Here is a 17,788-nt window from a genome sequence, read left to right on the forward strand (position 1 = left end):
TTTAAACGTAACCCTTAGTTACCTTTTTTATAATCTTCCAAGAATTTGGCCAAACCACTGTCGGTCAATGGGTGCTTTAACAAACCTTCAATAGCTGATAAAGGTCCGGTCATTACATCGGCACCAATTTTAGCACAATCAATAACATGCATGGTATGCCTTACAGAAGCGGCCAATATTTGAGTTTCAAAGGCATAGTTATCATAGATATGTCTAATTTCCGAAATTAAATTTAACCCATCTGTAGAGATATCGTCCAACCTACCAATAAATGGCGATACATAGGCCGCACCTGCCTTAGCGGCCAAAAGGGCCTGCCCACAAGAAAATACCAAAGTACAGTTAGTCCTTATTCCTTTGTCGGAAAAATATTTGATAGCTTTAACCCCATCCTTTATCATAGGAACCTTCACTACAATTTGCTCGTGCAATTCGGCCAGTTCTTCACCTTCCTTGATCATCTCCTTATAGTCTGTAGAAATTACCTCGGCAGATACATCACCCTCCACAATATTACAGATATCTACATAGTGCTTCAATATATTGTTCCTTCCGGTAATACCCTCTTTGGCCATAAGGGAAGGATTGGTAGTTACCCCATCCAGTACTCCTAGTTCCTGGGCTTCTTTTATTTGTGCTAGGTTAGCGGTGTCAATAAAGAACTTCATTTTACTTTCGTTTTTAAAATTATTAATCTAAATAATATGGTATTACTATATAAGTCTTATATTTTGATGATACAAAATTACAATTTATAATGGTTCATTAAGAGTTTCTCATACACTTTGTCCGGTAATATTTTTTTTAAAAACAAAGAGAACTTTTGCATAAAATCCCCTACCTTATAATGCACCTTAGGCTTTTTGGCATTAATTATACGCAATACCATATGGGCAACCAACATGGGGTCCTTACCGGCATCCACATGTTCGTTCATTATTGCCAAAGTCTTGTCATAGGGCAAGGCATAGGGAGAACCTTCCAAAATTGGCGCATGATACCTACCAGAGGCTATATTGGTGGCAAAATCACCTGGTGCCAAGGTAGAAAAATGTACACCAAAAGACTTGGTCTCCATCCGCAACGCCTCTGTTGCCAATCCCAAGGCCCCTTTGCTCGCCGAATAAATACCCCTATAGGGCAGCCCCATATAACCTGCTATGGATGTGATATTGATAATAAGTCCCTGATTTTGGTTTCTCATATGCGGCAAAACCGCCTTGCACATATGCAGTGGTCCATTAAAATTGGTATCAAAGGCCTTTAATATTTCATCATGTGGTGTCTCCTCTATAGGCCCGGTAATACCGATACCCGCATTGTTTACCAACACATCTATCCTACCTTCCTTACTTATGAGTTTGGACACGGCCTGCTCTATGCCTTTAGGATCCCGTACATCAAGCTCCAAAAGGTCAAAATGGTTAAACCCAGGATAATTGTCCAGCTTCCGTGTTGTACCAAACACCTTAAAACCTTTAGATTTTAAATAAATCCCGATAGACTTACCTATTCCCGAGGACCCTCCCGTAATCAGAACTACCTTACGCTCCATGAATATAAATTAAGGATGCAAATTAACGAATAAAACAGGAATGCCCATCCGTAAAAATGTTATATAAATGAAATGTTACCCAAAGAGTGAAGAAGTTTTTTGCTGAATTTAGGGCACAAAAAATGGCAAGCTACCTACATCGCACCGCTACAACCATATACCCTTGCTGCGTTCCCGCCCTGGGGGATTCTACAGGAGCTGGTCGTGTAGGACTTGCCGATGCAAATATACAATCTTTTAATTTTTTTACAATCGTTTTCAGGTCTTAATTTTATTAAATATCTTGCCTTTGATTAGTAATGGAATTAGGGCCTGATAGGCATCTGATTTTAAGACAAATAGGATTCCCCTAGCTAAAACAAGGGGCTCCTACAACATAAAATTTGTTAATACCATACCACAATTTACATCAATGAACTGCTTTAAACTAAACCTATTATTTATAATTCCACTTTTCTTTTTGGCCTGTGACGGAACTAATAACCCTTCCAAATTATTCCAAATTGAACTTGAAGGAAACAAAGCAGCGTTTCAAAAAAATGAAGTTGTAGGTATCTCCGTCAAAAATTTGAAGAATAAGGATATAGAAGAAATAACCTATAAGTTAGACAACGAGGAACTTGCTGTAAACAATAACAAAATTACATTGGACCAATCGGAACTGGGTGCAAAAACCCTAACTGCCAATATTAGTTTTGAAGGAGAAACCGTTGAAGTATCCAAGAATATAAAGCTATTGGCGGAAAAGGCCCCAGAGATCTATACCTATAAAATAATCAATGAATATCCCCATGACCAAAATGCTTACACCCAGGGACTGGAGTTCCATCAGGACACCCTTTATGAAAGCACCGGAAAAAAAGGTAAATCATCACTGCGTAAAGTCGACTTCAGGACCGGAAAAGTACTTAAGAAGATAGATCTGGACAATAATTATTTTGGGGAGGGAATAACCATTCTGAACAACAAAATTTATCAACTTACCTGGCAAAGTGGAATAGGATTTATCTACGATCTTAGGGATTTTAAAAAAATTGACAGTTTTAAATACAATCAAAGCCGGGAGGGATGGGGACTTTGCAATGACGGCGAAAAAATATTTAAAAGTGACGGTACAGAAAAAATATGGTTCTTAAATCCACAGACCATGGCTGAGGAAGGTCATTTTGAAACCGTTACAAACACTTCTATTTTCAACAAAGCCAACGAATTGGAATACGTTAATGGGAAAATTTACGCCAATGTTTATCAGAAAGAAAGTATGATGATCATTGACGCCAAGAGCGGTGCCATAGAAGGTGTCATAAATTTTGGGGGACTTAAGGGTAAGGTTTCCCAACACCAAAACTTGGACGTACTAAATGGAGTAGCCTACCATCCGGAAAGGAAAACATTCTTTGTAACCGGAAAAAACTGGGACAAATTATTTGAGGTAGAGATCCTTAAAAAATAGCTATGGAAGTTTATGAAAAGACCATAAAAGTACAGGAGGATGACCTTGATGATCTAAATCATGTGAACAATGTACGATATGTACAATGGATGCAAGACATTGCAAAGGAGCATTGGCAAGAAAAAGCTCCGGAGGAATTGGTGAACACTACGGTCTGGGTAGTATTAACCCATCACATTACCTACAAAAGTGCCGCCAAACTAAACGACCCTATACTAATAAAAACCTATATAACTAAGTCTAAAGGGCCAGTTAGCGTACGGGTAGTGGAAATGTACAATAAGGAAAATCTCCAATTATTGGTCAAATCCAAGACTGAATGGTGCCTATTAAATTCAGAAACCTTTAAACCAATGAGGATATCCCCCGAAATTGAAAGTATTTTTATCACATAGACTCAACTATTTGGCCATAAGCAATCTACATAAAAAGGGGTATCTACTAGTTTTTCTGGTTATTGCCTTAGTATACTGTTCTTGCAGGCACGACTTCGACTATAAAAAGAGTAATGGCAACTTGGAATTTTCCAAGGATACAGTTCTATTGGATACTGTTTTTAGCAGTATTGGGAGCAGCACCTACACTTTAAAGGTATATAACCGTAGTGACCAGGATATAAACATACCTACAATTGGGCTTAAACAGGGAGATCAAAGCAAATATAGACTAAACGTAGACGGGGAAGCAGGATACCATTTTACAAACACTCCCCTATTTGCCCACGATAGCCTTTATATTTTTATTGAGGTTACCTATTACACACAAGAGCAGGATCCCCAAGAATTTCTGTATTCAGATGCCATTCAATTTGATCACCAAAACCATTTGCAGGAGGTACAATTGGTTACCCTGGTCCAAGATGCTATTTTTCTTTTCCCAAATAAATCTACAAACAGAGAACTGGCAAGCATTGAATTACGCTTATCCGATTCTGAAGAGGTAACATGGGTTGAAGGATTTGAACTCAAAGACCATGAATTAAACCTAACAAATGAAAAACCATATGTAATATACGGCTATGCCACAGTTCCCCAGAACAAAACCCTAACCATTGGGGAAGGTGCGCGTCTATACTTTTACAAGGATTCTGGTTTACTTATACCAAATAGCGCCAGCATTCATATTAACGGAAAGTTAAGTGAGGATAATATACTACTGGAACGGGAGGTAATATTTGAGGGTAATAGATTAGAGCCTGAATACTCGGAGGTTTCCGGACAATGGGGGGGACTATGGATTGCCAATGGCAGCATAAACAATAGCATTGAATACCTAACCCTTAAAAACGCCACGCTTGGAATTATGGTCCAGGGAGACACCACCCTCAACGATAACTCCCTGACCATTAAGAACTCTAAAATATACAATAGCCAAAACATAAACTTATGGGGGCAGTCTGCCGTCATAAATGCCAAAAACCTAGTCTTGGGAAATGCTGGAAATATATCCCTCTATTGCAATATGGGAGGACAATACAGCTTTATACATAGCACAATAGCCAACTACTGGAAAAAAGGTTACCGCAACAATGCCGCATTGCATATAGACAACTACTCCACAATAAACGGGAATGCCTACGATTTGCACAAAGCCGATTTTAAGAATTGTATTATATATGGTGACAATGGCACGGAACTAAACCTGGACATGGACCCCAACAAAGAGTTTCAGTACTATTTTGAAAATTGCCTAATTAAATTTTCGGAAATATCAGAGCATAGCTTGTACGATTTTAGCAACCCAGTAAGATATAAAAATATACTGCTCAATTTAGACCCTAGATTTGAAGCCGCTGTAAAAAACAACTTTTTAATAGATAAAACCTCAAATGCTATCGATGCCGGAAATTTGGATTCTGCAGCCTTGGTACCCCTAGATATTTTAGGGAATACCAGAACAGAAAACCCTGACCTTGGGGCATTTGAAGCCCTTTTTACCAATTAACATAGTACTAACCTTTAATTAATGAAGGAATAAACTTACAATATTAAAAAAAAATAGCAATAAAATGAAAACCCTAGTTTTTCTAAGGTTTCACTGGGACCCTATAATACTAAGTATCACTATTTTGCATTAAAATCATTAGAAAAATGGGATTTACTTATACCATTCTAGACTCCGATGCCACTTCCAACTTGCAACTGCAACACTATATGGAAGAGTACAGCGAATTTGACTGCGCCGGAATTGCAACCGACAGCGTTGATGGTCTTAATGGTATACTAAAAAAATCTCCTGATGTAGTATTTATCCATTTAAACGATAAGGCACATGAATATTTCCATATGATTATGGAAATGCACCAATACCTAAAAGACATCCCCTTGTTTGTTGGGATATCAAAAAGTAAACAATACGCCTATGATGCCCTGAAATGCCATTTTTTTGATTATTGGTTATTGCCATACAACGAGTTTGATATTAGAAAAACGGTATTGCGTTTAAAACTGGAGATTACCAAAGAAGAAAAGCCCAAAACCCTTTTATTACAGTCCTATAAAGATTATCGCTATATAAATACACAGGAAATCATGTATTTACAGGCCGATAACAACGCAACCGATTTTTTTATGAAAGACGGGAGTACTATAAGTGCTTTTAAGACGTTAAAGACTTTTGAGAACAACCTACCTTCAAATTTTGTTAGGGTACACCAGAGTTATATTATCAATATCAACTTTATTTCCCGTATCAACTATGGTAAAGGAGTATGTACTTTAAAGCATGAAAAACTGCAATTACCCTTCTCAAAATCCTACAAAAACAACATTGATAACCTAAAACAGGTACTGGCTAAAAACACCATTTCTACGCTTAATTAGTCAAATTCTCGCAAAAAGCATACGTTCACTAATAGAACTGTTGTTTTTGCTAAAGATAATTCCTACACAACTCCCTCCCCTTTCTTTTATAGTAGTTTAGCCATTATTAACCCTCGAAATACTATAATTATGAAAAAATTAGTAGCGATTTTTGCAGTAGTACTGCTAAGTGTAGGCTTATTTGCAATGAAGGCTGATCAAGCCTTTCCCAATGTAGACAACGCCGTAGCCACCGATGGTGACAATGTACCGAAAGACAGGAGAGACCCTCCCCCAACAATGACCGAATTTGATTACAGTGACAATGCTGTTGCAACTGATGGTGACAACGTACCAAAGGACAGAAGGGACCCTCCTCCAACAATGACCGAATTTGATTACAGTGACAATGCTGTTGCAACTGATGGTGACAACGTACCAAAGGACAGAAGGGATCCTCCCCCAACAATGACCGAATTTGATTACAGTGACAATGCCGTTGCCACCGATGGAGATTATGTTCCTAAAGACAGAAGAGATCCCCCTCCAGCAAGGACCGAATTTGACTACAGTGACAATGCAGTTGCAACCGATGGAGATTATGTTCCCAAAGACAGAAGGGACCCTCCTCCAACAATGACCGAATTTGATTACAGTGACAATGCCGTTGCAACCGATGGAGATTATGTTCCCAAAGATAGAAGGGATCCTCCCCCGGCAGTACATAGCTTCCAGAACAACTATAATGCTGCTGCTTAAGATATAAGGAAATTCTTACAGAAAATTCTGTTGAAGATGTAAAACATCTTCCTTAAAATATAAAGCCCTAAACAAATTTGTTTAGGGCTTTTTTTTTATCTTGCCCTCTAGATGAACAAAAATGTACTTTAAAAAATTTATATTTTTTGCCATATTAACCCTACAATCAATAATCCTTGGCTGTACCGGGACAGCTACCGATGTTGACAACTCTGTGACAACTGGTCAAAACGACAGCATTCAATATTGGCTTGCGGAGAAAAATTCCAACTCGCAAGAAGAATACATAAACAACCTTTCCAAAGCCTACGATCTGGCCATACAAGAAAAGAACGATTCCCTAAAATCCAGACATTTCTCCAAACTCTCCTACTACTATTCAATAGTAGGCGACTCCCTTCAGTTTAGACGTTCCAATAAAATAGCCCTAAATCTTTCCAGAAAACTGAATGATTCTACTTCATTGGCCTATAACCACTGGGACCTGGCTTTTTTTTTAGAGGACAATGCCGTTGAGGACAGCGCTTATTACCACTTTTCCCAGGCAGAAAAAATTTTTAGGGCTCTAAATGATACGTATTCAGCTGCCAGGATTCTTTACAATATGGCCACCATTCAGGCAAATGTAAAAGACTATACCGGAAGCGAAATTACAACCATACAAGCCATAGAATTGCTGAAACCCTTGGACAAACCCTACAATCTGTTTTTATGTTATAATAATTTAGGCTCAGTAACCAACGCCCTAAATGAATACGACAGAGCCTTGGAATACTATGAAAAGGCACTGTTTTATTTGGAAAAATCAAAGATGGACTCATCTGGCAGATTGCAATCAATAGCCCACAACAATATAGGAATGGTCTATCATCAAAAAGGTAATTATAATCGGGCCATTGAGTCTTTCCAAAAAGTAATCGACTCGGATAGTATATATTTCAAAAATATATCATTATACGCACAAGGACTTTCTAATTATGCCCAAAGTAAAAGTATAGCTGGAGACACAGCTGGAGTCCTAAATATGTTTAATGAGGCATTAAAGATCAAAGATAGTCTTGATGATACAAGGAGTACAGCCATCATCCATTTTCAAATAGCCGAATACTACCTAGGGAAGAAAGACACCACAACGGCCCTGCAATATGCCCAAAATGCCAAAAACATTGCTGAACAGACCAGTAACAATAGACGTTTATTGGAATCCCTGGAGCTTATTGCCAGATTAGACCCCATTAATTCTTCCCGATATACCCAAGAATACATTAAATTGAACGACAGCCTACTGGCTGAAGAACGGTCAGCTAGAAATAAATTTACCAGGATACGTTTCGAAACCGATGAATTTATAGAGCAGAACGAATTACTAACCAAACAACGACAGCTGTGGATAGGCATAGCAGCAACATTATTTGTATTGGCGGGCTTCATCCTTATAATCTTGGATCAACGCAGAAAAAATCAAAAATTGAGATTTGAACAAGCCCAACAAAAGACCAATCAGGAGATCTTTAACCTATTATTGGCCCAAAACAAGAAAGTTGAAGAAGGAAAGCAATTGGAGAAGAAACGTATTTCAGAAGAATTACATGATGGAATTTTAGGACAAATGTTGGGAATCCGACTTATTCTTTCTGGACTGAACAATAAAACCGATTCTGATTCCGTTCTAAAACGCAGTGACCTACTTAAGAAATTACAACAGATAGAGGAGGAAATTCGTACAATTTCCCATGAATTGAGCAGGGCATCACAAGAAAAAATTCATAACTTTATTGTTTCCATAGAAGAATTAGTCCAGACTATTCAGGAATCCTCGCAAATGAAATGTCATTTCGAGTACGACAAAATAATAGATTATGACCAGTTAAAAGGAGACATAAAAATTAATATATACCGTATTGTTCAGGAGAGTTTGCAAAACTGCATTAAACATGCCAAGGCCACTGAGGTAGATGTACGCTTTGAGTCTGAAAAGGACTGTGTAAAGATTACGATTACCGATAATGGAGTTGGTTTTGACCAAAAAAAGGGCAAACGTGGTATTGGACTAAAAAATATTAATTCCAGGTTGGAGAAATTAAATGGGACCTACGACATTCAAAGTAAAATAGGCCATGGCACAAAAGTTATTGTGACCATCCCTTATATTTTGGAAGAGCAAGTTGGCCCGCAATCTGCATAATTGAGTATTAATTGCAATAAGAATGAAAACTTTAAGAGTTTTAACCATTGATGATCATGAAATGATCACTACAGGATACAAGTACCTACTGGAAGCTGCAGAATTTGAAGATTTTCAGGTGAAGGTTGAGACTGCAAATACTTTTGACACAGGTAAGCAAAAAATAGAGGACTCGGCCAGATCCTTTAAATATGACCTTTTATTGTTAGACGTGCAATTGACCGAAACACACCTAGAGGAGCCCTATTCTGGAGAAGATTTAGGCATTTATGCGCGAAAAATTATACCAGACACTAAAATCGTCTTTATGTCCTCTTTTAGTGACAATTATAGGATTAACAGTATTTTAAAGAATGTCAACCCAGATGGGTATATGGTAAAATCTGAAGTAGATGAAAAATCCTTGATCGCCATGGTAAAGGGAGTAATTGCCTCTCCTCCTTATTATAGCCAGAAAGCATTGGTTGCCATTAGAAAAAAAGTTTCCAATGATTTATTGCTGGATGACAATGACAAAAAAATACTGTATCACGTTTCTATTGGCACAAGAACCAAAGACATGGTAGACTATGTTAATCTATCCCTTGCGGGAATTGAAAATAGAAAAAGACAATTGAAAGTCATTTTTGGAGTAGAAAAACAAAATGACCTTGCTTTAGTCCACGAAGCAAGAAACAGAGGCTTTCTGTAGATGCTTTCTAAGGGCATAACACCTACTATAAAAGGACTTTAAGACCTGGTAATTCCAAAATCTAAAGATTCACTTTTTTCGCGCCTCATTGTTCTATATTTAACCTTTTACCATTTATCGTCTTTTTTTTCGATGAATACACTTGAATTAAACAAAAACCTTATTTTTTCTAAGGTTTTTATCGAATTAAGGACAGCCGTTTAAGCTAATTTTGATAATACATTTTCAATCAATTACTTTCGGAATGTCTAAATTAGGAAACGAATTTTTCAATAATCCAAAAACCGGAGTTCAAAACACCGACCATATTAATGGATTAGAGCTTTTTAGAAAAAGTTTGGAAAAGAATTATTTTGCCGAAGTTGGTATTGCCAATTATGGGGCAAAAGAAGAGGTTGCCAACTTAATAATCGACCTAAAATGTAATTTTAGTCTGTCCGAAACCTTATTTTACCTTACTAACACCATTTCAAAATCAAGGAAACCCAAAAGCCTTATACCACGTAAAACATTTTTGTTCCATAAAGCCTATTCCAAGTTAAAAAATAGCAACCACATCTCACTCGATATCAGCGAGCTGACCATAAACCTAACAGACACCACTATACTGATCAGTAAGATTTATGACCACAGCATAGAGGACCAAATAGAAAATATTTTTACCGAATTAAGTAACCACAATCTATACTACACAAAGGGACATAACGAAACGCCTTTTGAAATATTTATCCCTGTTTTTGAGGAAGATACACTGGAAAGTGATGCCAAATTACAGAATATAGTGTCGGACAATAACAATATTAACGACTATTTTGGCTTTTGGGGAATGTATTATGATCTAACCGAAGAGGCGGTTATATACGACCTGAACACCAAACGAATTATTCAAGGGGATATCCGGATACTGAGCGAATAAACACCTATACTTACATCTAACCAAAAAGCAGTATGCATCTCAATGACTTAAGGTGCATACTGCTTATTAAATTATATTTATTTATACCCGCTAGGCGTTAAACAGATCCTTGGAATGCATTAAGGTATTTACCTTTTCCTTAACCTTTGCAAGTATAGCTTCATCCTCAGGATTCATTATTACCTCATCTATAAACTCTACTATAACCTTCATTTGGTCCTCCTTAAGACCTCTTGTGGTAATGGCAGCTGTACCAAAACGGATTCCTGAAGTAACAAAAGGCGATTTATCATCAAATGGCACCATGTTCTTATTGGCCGTTATATCTGCCTTTACCAATGCCTTTTCTGCATCCTTACCGGTAATGTTCTTATTCCTAAGGTCTATAAGCATCATGTGGTTATCTGTTCCACCAGAGATAATATTATATCCTTTTTCTACAAAAGCACTGGCCATAGCAGCGGCATTTTTCTTAACCTGAAGCATATAGTGCAAGAAATTATCTGTAAGGGCCTCACCAAATGCAATGGCCTTGGCCGCAATGATATGCTCCAATGGTCCTCCTTGATTACCTGGGAAAACGGCCAAATCCAACAAGGCCGACATTTTTCTTAGGTTACCGTTCTTTAACTTAATTCCAAAGGGATTGTCAAAATCCTCACCCATTAAAATAAGACCACCTCTTGGTCCACGTAAGGTTTTATGGGTAGTAGTGGTTACAATATGACAGTGGGGAATGGGGTCATTTAAAATTCCTTTTGCAATTAATCCGGCTGGGTGCGATATATCGGCCAACAAAATAGCACCTACGCTATCAGCAATTTCCCTAAATCTTTTAAAATCCATATCCCTGGAATAGGCAGACGCCCCGGCAATAATTAATTTGGGCTGTTCTTTGGTTGCTATTTCCTGAATTTGATCATAGTCCAAAACCCCTGTCTCCTTGTCAACCCCATAAAATACCGGGTTGTACAGACGCCCAGAGAAATTCACTGGAGATCCATGGGTTAAATGCCCTCCGTGCGAAAGATCAAAACCTAAAATGGTATCCCCAGGCTTAAGGCAGGCGTGATAAACCGATGCATTTGCCTGTGATCCCGAATGCGGCTGAACGTTGGCATAAGCCGCTCCAAACAATTGCTTGGCCCTATCTATGGCAATTTGTTCTACCTCATCCACTACCTCGCAACCACCGTAATAGCGCTTTCCAGGATACCCTTCCGCATATTTATTGGTCAATACAGATCCGGCAGCCTCCATTACTTGTGGACTGGTGAAATTCTCGGAAGCAATAAGTTCAATTCCATTTAGTTGGCGTTCCTTTTCCGCCTCTATTAGCTCAAAAATTTGATTGTCGCGTTGCATACTGTAAAATTGTATTAAATAAGCCGCAAAAGTACGAATTGCAGAGCGTTAATTAGAAGAAAATAATATATTTGATAAGATAATTTATTAAATAACCTTTAACAAATTAGAAAATGCCGATAAAAACGAATCATCCGAACAAGAAAACTTGGATGCCTGTTCCTGCCAATTCTGATTTTCCCATTCAGAATATTCCTTTTGGGGTATTTCTAACGCGGGACGATATCATTACTATAGGCACTAGAATAGGAGACCACGCAATTGATTTGGGGGCATTACACCAATTAGGATATTTTAAGGACATTCCCCTGACCGATGATATATTTCTTCAGGATACCCTAAACGATTTTATTTCGGATGGTAAGAAGACATGGCGGTTGGTCCGGAACAGAATCAGTGAAATTTTTGACATCAACAATAAAGATTTAAAGAATAACGAGGAGCATAAGAACATTGTACTTTTTACCTTGGATGAAATTGAGATGCAACTTCCAGTACAAATTGGAGACTATACGGATTTCTACTCCAGTAAGGAACATGCTACCAATGTGGGCACTATGTTCAGGGATCCGGAGAATGCCCTTCTACCCAATTGGCTACATCTTCCTGTTGGATATCACGGCAGAAGCTCTTCCATTGTCCCAAGTGGCACACCGGTTAGGAGACCTATGGGACAAACGCTGCCCAAAGGTGCGGAGCAACCAATTTTTGGCCCCTCTAAATTAGTGGATTTTGAATTGGAAATGGCCTTTATCACCACCGATGCCAACGTATTGGGTGAGCCCATTCCTGTTGAGGATGCTGAGGATTATATTTTTGGAATGGTTCTTTTCAATGACTGGAGCGCCAGGGATATCCAAAAATGGGAATACGTCCCCTTAGGTCCGTTTTTAGCCAAAAATTTTGCATCCTCCATCTCACCATGGATTGTTACGCTAGACGCACTGGAACCATTTAGGGTACAGAGTCCCGAACAAAACCCCGAGCCTCTGCCCTACCTGCAACAATCTGGTGAAAAAGGATTCGATATCCATCTGGAAGCCTCCATTACCCCTGAAGGTGGTGAAGAAACTAGAGTTAGCAAGTCCAATTTTAAGTATATGTACTGGACCATGGCACAGCAATTGGCACACCATACCATAAATGGTTGCAAGATAAATAGTGGGGACATGATGGGCAGCGGTACAATTTCTGGCCCTACCCCGGACACCTACGGATCTATGTTGGAACTTACTTGGCGTGGCGAAAAACCCATAATCCTGAAGGACGGATCTACCAGAAAGTTTATTGAGGATTACGATACGGTTACATTAACAGCCTATTGCCAAAAGGACAATGTTCGCATTGGATTTGGAGAGGTTAAAACCAAACTACTACCCGTTTTTCAGCCAAAAAAACAGTAACTACAAAATAAAATTAGGGGCTTACGTACGATACCGGGCAGTTTAACGTTTCTTTATTGGATCATTTTTGGCATAGCTATTGAACTATGTCCAAAATACCATAAAATTAAACGTCATGAAAAAAGCACTACTCACCCCTTTATTACTGTTTTTTTTAATCTCCTGTGGTGGAGTAAAAAAAACACAGGAAGCCCTTAATTTAGGTAATTACGGCAACGCAATAAATAAAGCGATAAAAAACCTTTCTGAAAATAAAACCAAGAAATCCAATCAACCCTACGTTTTATTGCTGGAAGAGGCTTTTAAAAAGAATTATGAACGTGAACTTCAACAAATAGCCTTTTTAAAGAAAGAAAACAACCCAGCCAATTATGAGGTTATTTTTAATTCCTACAGCAATTTAAAATCTATTCAACAGCGCATAAGGCCTCTATTGCCCCTTAGGGTCATTGAAGAAGGAAGGGATGCCAATTTTGTGTTCAAGAATTACGATGAAGAGATCATCAATTCCAAACGTGAGCTATCGGACTATCTATACAACAATGCCTCAGCCCTGCTGGAAAAAGGTAGTTACAAGGAAGATTTTAGAAATGCCTTTGAACAATTTAGCTATCTAAATGAATTGAGTCCCAATTATAAGGATACCGCTTTAAAGATTGAAGAATCGCACAACAAAGGATTGGATTATGTACAGGTTGTAATGATCAATGATTCTGAACAAATTGTACCGGAACGCCTGGAGCAGGAATTATTAAATTTCAACACCTACGGTTTAAACGACCTATGGACCGTTTATCATACCAATGCCATAGAAAGCATAAATTATGACTATGCTATGGAGGTAGCGTTCAGGGATATTAAAATTAGCCCCGAACAGGTAACAGAAAAACAGATCTCTAAGGAAAAACAAATTAAAGATGGTTATAAATACGCCACAAATTCTGAAGGGGTAGTCTTAAAGGATAGTCTGGGCAATAAAATAAAGGTAGATAAATTTAAAACGGTAAAATGCAACTACTATCAATTTACCCAACACAAAATGGTAGAAGTTGTAGGGAACGTAAGTTTTTTAGATTTGGAAAAACAGCAGCAAATTAACACCTACCCCTTATCCAGTCAGTTTGTCTTTAACCATGTATACGCCAAACACCAGGGAGATAAAAGCGCCTTGGAAGATGAGATGGTTCCTTTATTGGAATTGTCTGCCGTTCCCTTCCCTACAAATGAACAAATGGTTTATGATGCCGGGGAAGACCTAAAAGCCAAACTAAAAGGTATAATTAGCAGACAACGATTTAATTAATAGCCATACAAAATATCCTTGGTTATATATAAGATGTTTTTATAGCCCTACTTATAGCGATAAGGTGTATAGTAACACTTTATCGCTATATGTATTTTTGTAGCTCTAGTTGGGTAATGGCCCCATGAGACTCGTGCGCAACAACTTCGCCATTCTTTATTACCAACAATTGAGGAGATTCATGAACCACTCCAAATTCATCGCTTGTTGCATTGGAAACTGGCCTATAGGTGTGCAAATCCAAGTAATACAGGTCTAGGCTGGCTGCCGGAATATCATAACTTTCTTTAAACCTGTTCATTACCATACTACTTATTCCGCAAGTGGTAGAATGCTTAAAAATGACCTGTGTCTTAGAAGCAGATTTCTCCTTAATTTCACCTAGTTGCTCCACAGAGGTCAAAGGAATCCAAGGAACTTGACTGGATTCTTTCCTTTCTTCATTTTTTTCTTTCCCAAATAAGGTTTTAAAAATTCCCATTTCGTATTTTTATTAGTAAGTCGGGCTACTCTCAAAATCTTACACACTGCCTAATTGTCGTTATTTTCATACAATTAAGCGACATTTTGTCGTGTTAAAAACAATGGTAGGATTGTTGCCCTAAAGACATCAAAAGTAAACAATAACAAGAAATAAAAACAGCGATATGAATTTTAATAATTTCACTATAAAATCACAGGAGGCTATACAGCATGCCCAACAAATTGCACAGGGCATGGGACATCAACAAATAGAAAACGAGCATATTTTTAAATCTATTTCGGAGGTTGAAGAAAATGTATTGCCATTTATCCTAAAAAAATTAAACGTCAACACCTCTATTTTGAAACAAATTTTGGAAAAGGAATTGGAGAGTTTTCCAAAGGTTTCCGGTGGAGACATAATGTTATCCAGAGAAGCCAACAAAACCTTGACCCAAGCCAGTATTGTTGCTAAAAAAATGGAAGATGAATATGTATCCATAGAGCACTTATTATTGGCCATTTTTGGCTCCAAAAGCAAAATTGCCCAGATTCTAAAAGATCAAGGGGTAACAGAAAAAGACCTAAAAGCAGCTATTTCGGAACTGAGAAAAGGAGGCAAGGTAACTTCCCAGAGTGCAGAGGACACCTATAACTCCTTAAACAAATACGCCCGAAACTTAAATGAACTGGCAGATAGCGGTAAATTGGACCCCGTTATCGGTAGGGATGAGGAAATTAGAAGGGTGCTACAAATACTGTCGCGTAGGACCAAGAACAACCCAATGCTTGTTGGGGAACCTGGAGTAGGAAAAACAGCCATTGCTGAAGGTCTCGCCCATAGGATTGTTCAAGGGGATATACCCGAGAATCTAAAGGATAAGATAATTTACTCCTTGGATATGGGAGCCTTGATTGCAGGCGCAAAATACAAAGGGGAATTTGAAGAGCGACTAAAAGCGGTTATCAAAGAAGTTACCACCTCGGACGGTAATATTGTTCTCTTTATAGATGAGATCCACACCCTTGTAGGGGCTGGTGGCGGACAGGGCGCCATGGATGCGGCCAACATTCTAAAACCAGCATTGGCACGTGGAGAACTACGTGCCATAGGCGCCACTACCTTGGATGAATATCAAAAATATTTTGAAAAGGACAAAGCCCTGGAAAGAAGGTTTCAAAAAGTGGTAGTGGACGAACCGGATACGGAAAGTGCCATTTCTATTCTAAGGGGAATCAAGGACAAGTATGAGGCACATCACAAAGTACGAATAAAAGACGAAGCCGTAATAGCCGCAGTGGAACTATCCCAACGTTATATCACCAATAGGTTTCTACCGGACAAGGCTATAGACCTAATGGATGAGGCCGCTTCCAAATTAAGAATGGAAATAAACTCCAAGCCCGAGGAACTGGATGTACTAGATCGCAAAATAATGCAATTGGAGATAGAAATAGAGGCCATAAAAAGGGAGAACGACACTTCCAAGTTAAAAGCCCTTAACGTAGACCTCGCCAATTTAAAAGAAGACCGTAACGAGATCTTTGCAAAATGGGAAAGCGAAAAAACAGTAGTGGACGATATACAAAAGACCAAAAACGATATTGAAAACTATAAGTTGGAAGCCGAGCGTGCCGAGCGTAACGGGGACTACGGCAAGGTAGCCGAGATAAGATATGGAAAAATCAAGGAAGCTCAAGAGAAACTAGAGCAGCTGCAAGGTTTACTACAAGAGCAACAACAAGGAGAGACCCTGATCAAGGAAGAGGTCACCAACGAAGATATTGCAGAAGTAGTGGCCAAGTGGACCGGTATACCTGTTGCCAAAATGCTACAGAGCGAGCGGGAAAAACTGCTTAAACTGGAAGATGTATTGCACAAGAGAGTGGTAGGACAGGAAGAAGCCATACAAGCAGTTTCCGATGCCATTCGCAGAAGTAGGGCCGGTTTACAAGACAGTAAAAAGCCTATTGGCTCCTTCCTTTTCCTAGGTACTACCGGGGTAGGAAAAACCGAACTGGCAAAAACCTTGGCCGCCTACCTCTTTGATGATGAAAATGCCATGACCCGTATTGATATGAGCGAATACCAGGAAAGGCACGCAGTAAGTAGATTGGTTGGGGCACCTCCAGGATACGTTGGATATGACGAAGGGGGACAATTGACCGAGGCGGTTAGAAGAAGACCTTATTCCGTGGTTTTACTGGACGAAATAGAAAAAGCACACCCAGATACCTTTAACATTCTATTGCAAGTACTGGACGAAGGCCGACTAACGGATAATAAAGGTAGGGTAGCCGATTTTAAGAACACGGTCATTATTATGACGAGCAATATGGGTAGCCATATTATTCAGGAGAAATTTGAAGACAACCCGGACATATACAGTGCCACCGAGGCAGCAAGGGTAGAAGTCCTAGGACTTTTGCGCAAAACTATACGTCCCGAGTTCCTGAATAGGATAGACGACATCATAATGTTTACCCCCCTAAACAGGAAGGATATCAGTAAAATTGTAGTGCTGCAACTAGAGCAACTTAAAAAAATGGTGGCCAAACAAAATATTACTATTGATGCCACCGAGGAGGCCATAGCGTATCTGGCCAACAAAGGCTATGATCCGCAATATGGCGCCAGACCTATTAAAAGGGTTATCCAGAAGGAGGTTTTGAACAATATTTCCAAAGAACTGTTAAGCGGAAGAGTATCTCCTGGAAGCATAGTTCTCATAGACTCCTTTGATGATAAGCTGGTATTTAGGAATGAAAGTGAGCTTGCTAGTTAATTGAATTAACAAAAAAATAGAAAGGGCATCCGATTTGGTTTCGGATGCCCTTTTTTTATCAACAATATATACCAAGCAGTATAAGATTTTTTTATATTAGCATAAAACT

General features: G+C 38.7%; 15 protein-coding genes and 1 other RNA gene. 11 read left to right on the forward strand and 5 right to left on the reverse strand.

The annotated features are described in order from the left end of the window. Positions 1-14: 14 nt before the first annotated feature. From fsa to ffs, 3 genes are all read right to left on the reverse strand, one after another. On the reverse strand, positions 15-668 hold the full coding sequence (fsa, locus tag EHW67_RS15595) for a fructose-6-phosphate aldolase (protein ID WP_126163318.1): 654 nt from the start codon (positions 666-668) through the stop codon (positions 15-17). 77 nt (positions 669-745) lie between these two features. Beyond that, positions 746-1,555: an SDR family oxidoreductase gene (locus EHW67_RS15600; RefSeq protein WP_126163319.1), complete on the reverse strand. Its 810-nt coding sequence runs from the start codon at positions 1,553-1,555 to the stop codon at positions 746-748. A gap of 120 nt (positions 1,556-1,675) precedes the next feature. Then, an RNA gene (ffs, locus tag EHW67_RS15605) (signal recognition particle sRNA small type) lies at positions 1,676-1,774 on the reverse strand. Positions 1,775-1,967: 193 nt separating this feature from the next. On the opposite strand from ffs, the gene EHW67_RS15610 reads away from it, so the two are divergent. From EHW67_RS15610 to EHW67_RS15645, 8 genes are all read left to right on the forward strand, one after another. Next, complete coding sequence (locus EHW67_RS15610; RefSeq protein WP_126163320.1) at positions 1,968-3,008, forward strand: glutaminyl-peptide cyclotransferase; 1,041 nt, start codon at positions 1,968-1,970, stop codon at positions 3,006-3,008. Positions 3,009-3,010: 2 nt separating this feature from the next. Then, positions 3,011-3,403 (forward strand): acyl-CoA thioesterase, encoded by a 393-nt coding sequence (locus EHW67_RS15615; RefSeq protein ID WP_126163321.1) that lies wholly within the window; start codon positions 3,011-3,013, stop codon positions 3,401-3,403. Continuing rightward, the gene (locus tag EHW67_RS15620; RefSeq protein ID WP_238389961.1) at positions 3,381-4,952 is read left to right on the forward strand and encodes a hypothetical protein; all 1,572 of its coding nucleotides are present in this window, start codon (positions 3,381-3,383) and stop codon (positions 4,950-4,952) included. Before EHW67_RS15615 ends, EHW67_RS15620 begins: the two co-directional genes overlap by 23 nt. A gap of 146 nt (positions 4,953-5,098) precedes the next feature. Further along, entirely contained in the window at positions 5,099-5,830 is a 732-nt protein-coding gene (locus EHW67_RS15625; protein WP_126163322.1) for a LytR/AlgR family response regulator transcription factor, read from the forward strand. 129 nt (positions 5,831-5,959) lie between these two features. Beyond that, positions 5,960-6,568, forward strand: a complete 609-nt coding sequence (locus EHW67_RS15630) for a hypothetical protein (protein WP_126163323.1) — start codon at positions 5,960-5,962, stop codon at positions 6,566-6,568. A gap of 121 nt (positions 6,569-6,689) precedes the next feature. Next, positions 6,690-8,753, forward strand: coding sequence for a tetratricopeptide repeat-containing sensor histidine kinase (locus EHW67_RS15635; protein WP_126163324.1), 2,064 nt, complete (start codon positions 6,690-6,692; stop codon positions 8,751-8,753). Positions 8,754-8,775: 22 nt separating this feature from the next. Beyond that, the gene (locus tag EHW67_RS15640) at positions 8,776-9,444 is read left to right on the forward strand and encodes a response regulator (protein WP_126163325.1); all 669 of its coding nucleotides are present in this window, start codon (positions 8,776-8,778) and stop codon (positions 9,442-9,444) included. A 244-nt stretch (positions 9,445-9,688) separates the two neighbouring features. Next, positions 9,689-10,360, forward strand: coding sequence for a hypothetical protein (locus EHW67_RS15645; protein WP_126163326.1), 672 nt, complete (start codon positions 9,689-9,691; stop codon positions 10,358-10,360). 90 nt (positions 10,361-10,450) lie between these two features. Here the strand turns inward: EHW67_RS15645 and glyA are convergent, their stop codons facing one another. Beyond that, a complete protein-coding gene (gene glyA / locus EHW67_RS15650) occupies positions 10,451-11,725 on the reverse strand; it encodes a serine hydroxymethyltransferase (protein WP_126163327.1) in 1,275 nt (424 codons plus the stop codon). A 113-nt stretch (positions 11,726-11,838) separates the two neighbouring features. On the opposite strand from glyA, the gene fahA reads away from it, so the two are divergent. Further along, positions 11,839-13,128 carry a fumarylacetoacetase gene (gene fahA, locus EHW67_RS15655; RefSeq protein WP_126163328.1) on the forward strand — a complete coding sequence of 430 codons (1,290 nt, stop codon included), beginning with the start codon at positions 11,839-11,841 and terminating at the stop codon, positions 13,126-13,128. 115 nt (positions 13,129-13,243) lie between these two features. After that, positions 13,244-14,431: a hypothetical protein gene (locus tag EHW67_RS15660; RefSeq protein WP_126163329.1), complete on the forward strand. Its 1,188-nt coding sequence runs from the start codon at positions 13,244-13,246 to the stop codon at positions 14,429-14,431. 85 nt (positions 14,432-14,516) lie between these two features. Here EHW67_RS15660 and ytxJ read toward each other — a convergent pair whose 3' ends face one another. After that, positions 14,517-14,912, reverse strand: a complete 396-nt coding sequence (ytxJ, locus tag EHW67_RS15665; protein WP_126163330.1) for a bacillithiol system redox-active protein YtxJ — start codon at positions 14,910-14,912, stop codon at positions 14,517-14,519. A 166-nt stretch (positions 14,913-15,078) separates the two neighbouring features. Between ytxJ and clpB the strand changes: the two genes are divergently transcribed. Continuing rightward, positions 15,079-17,679: an ATP-dependent chaperone ClpB gene (gene clpB, locus EHW67_RS15670; RefSeq protein WP_126163331.1), complete on the forward strand. Its 2,601-nt coding sequence runs from the start codon at positions 15,079-15,081 to the stop codon at positions 17,677-17,679. Positions 17,680-17,788: the final 109 nt, after the last annotated feature.

The organism is Arenibacter aquaticus (assembly GCF_003957295.1).
GTDB classification, from domain to species: domain Bacteria; phylum Bacteroidota; class Bacteroidia; order Flavobacteriales; family Flavobacteriaceae; genus Arenibacter; species Arenibacter aquaticus.

Excerpts from the sequence above, each read along its gene's own strand:
- clpB (WP_126163331.1), top strand. The coding sequence starts at position 15,079 with ATGAATTTTAATAATTTCACTATAAAATCACAGGAGGCTATACAGCAT.
- EHW67_RS15615 (WP_126163321.1), top strand. The coding sequence starts at position 3,011 with ATGGAAGTTTATGAAAAGACCATAAAAGTACAGGAGGATGACCTTGAT.
- EHW67_RS15645 (WP_126163326.1), top strand. The coding sequence starts at position 9,689 with ATGTCTAAATTAGGAAACGAATTTTTCAATAATCCAAAAACCGGAGTT.
- EHW67_RS15625 (WP_126163322.1), top strand. The coding sequence starts at position 5,099 with ATGGGATTTACTTATACCATTCTAGACTCCGATGCCACTTCCAACTTG.
- EHW67_RS15635 (WP_126163324.1), top strand. The coding sequence starts at position 6,690 with ATGTACTTTAAAAAATTTATATTTTTTGCCATATTAACCCTACAATCA.
- fsa (WP_126163318.1), bottom strand. The coding sequence starts at position 668 with ATGAAGTTCTTTATTGACACCGCTAACCTAGCACAAATAAAAGAAGCC.
- EHW67_RS15640 (WP_126163325.1), top strand. The coding sequence starts at position 8,776 with ATGAAAACTTTAAGAGTTTTAACCATTGATGATCATGAAATGATCACT.
- EHW67_RS15600 (WP_126163319.1), bottom strand. The coding sequence starts at position 1,555 with ATGGAGCGTAAGGTAGTTCTGATTACGGGAGGGTCCTCGGGAATAGGT.
- ytxJ (WP_126163330.1), bottom strand. The coding sequence starts at position 14,912 with ATGGGAATTTTTAAAACCTTATTTGGGAAAGAAAAAAATGAAGAAAGG.
- glyA (WP_126163327.1), bottom strand. The coding sequence starts at position 11,725 with ATGCAACGCGACAATCAAATTTTTGAGCTAATAGAGGCGGAAAAGGAA.
- EHW67_RS15660 (WP_126163329.1), top strand. The coding sequence starts at position 13,244 with ATGAAAAAAGCACTACTCACCCCTTTATTACTGTTTTTTTTAATCTCC.
- fahA (WP_126163328.1), top strand. The coding sequence starts at position 11,839 with ATGCCGATAAAAACGAATCATCCGAACAAGAAAACTTGGATGCCTGTT.
- EHW67_RS15630 (WP_126163323.1), top strand. The coding sequence starts at position 5,960 with ATGAAAAAATTAGTAGCGATTTTTGCAGTAGTACTGCTAAGTGTAGGC.
- EHW67_RS15610 (WP_126163320.1), top strand. The coding sequence starts at position 1,968 with ATGAACTGCTTTAAACTAAACCTATTATTTATAATTCCACTTTTCTTT.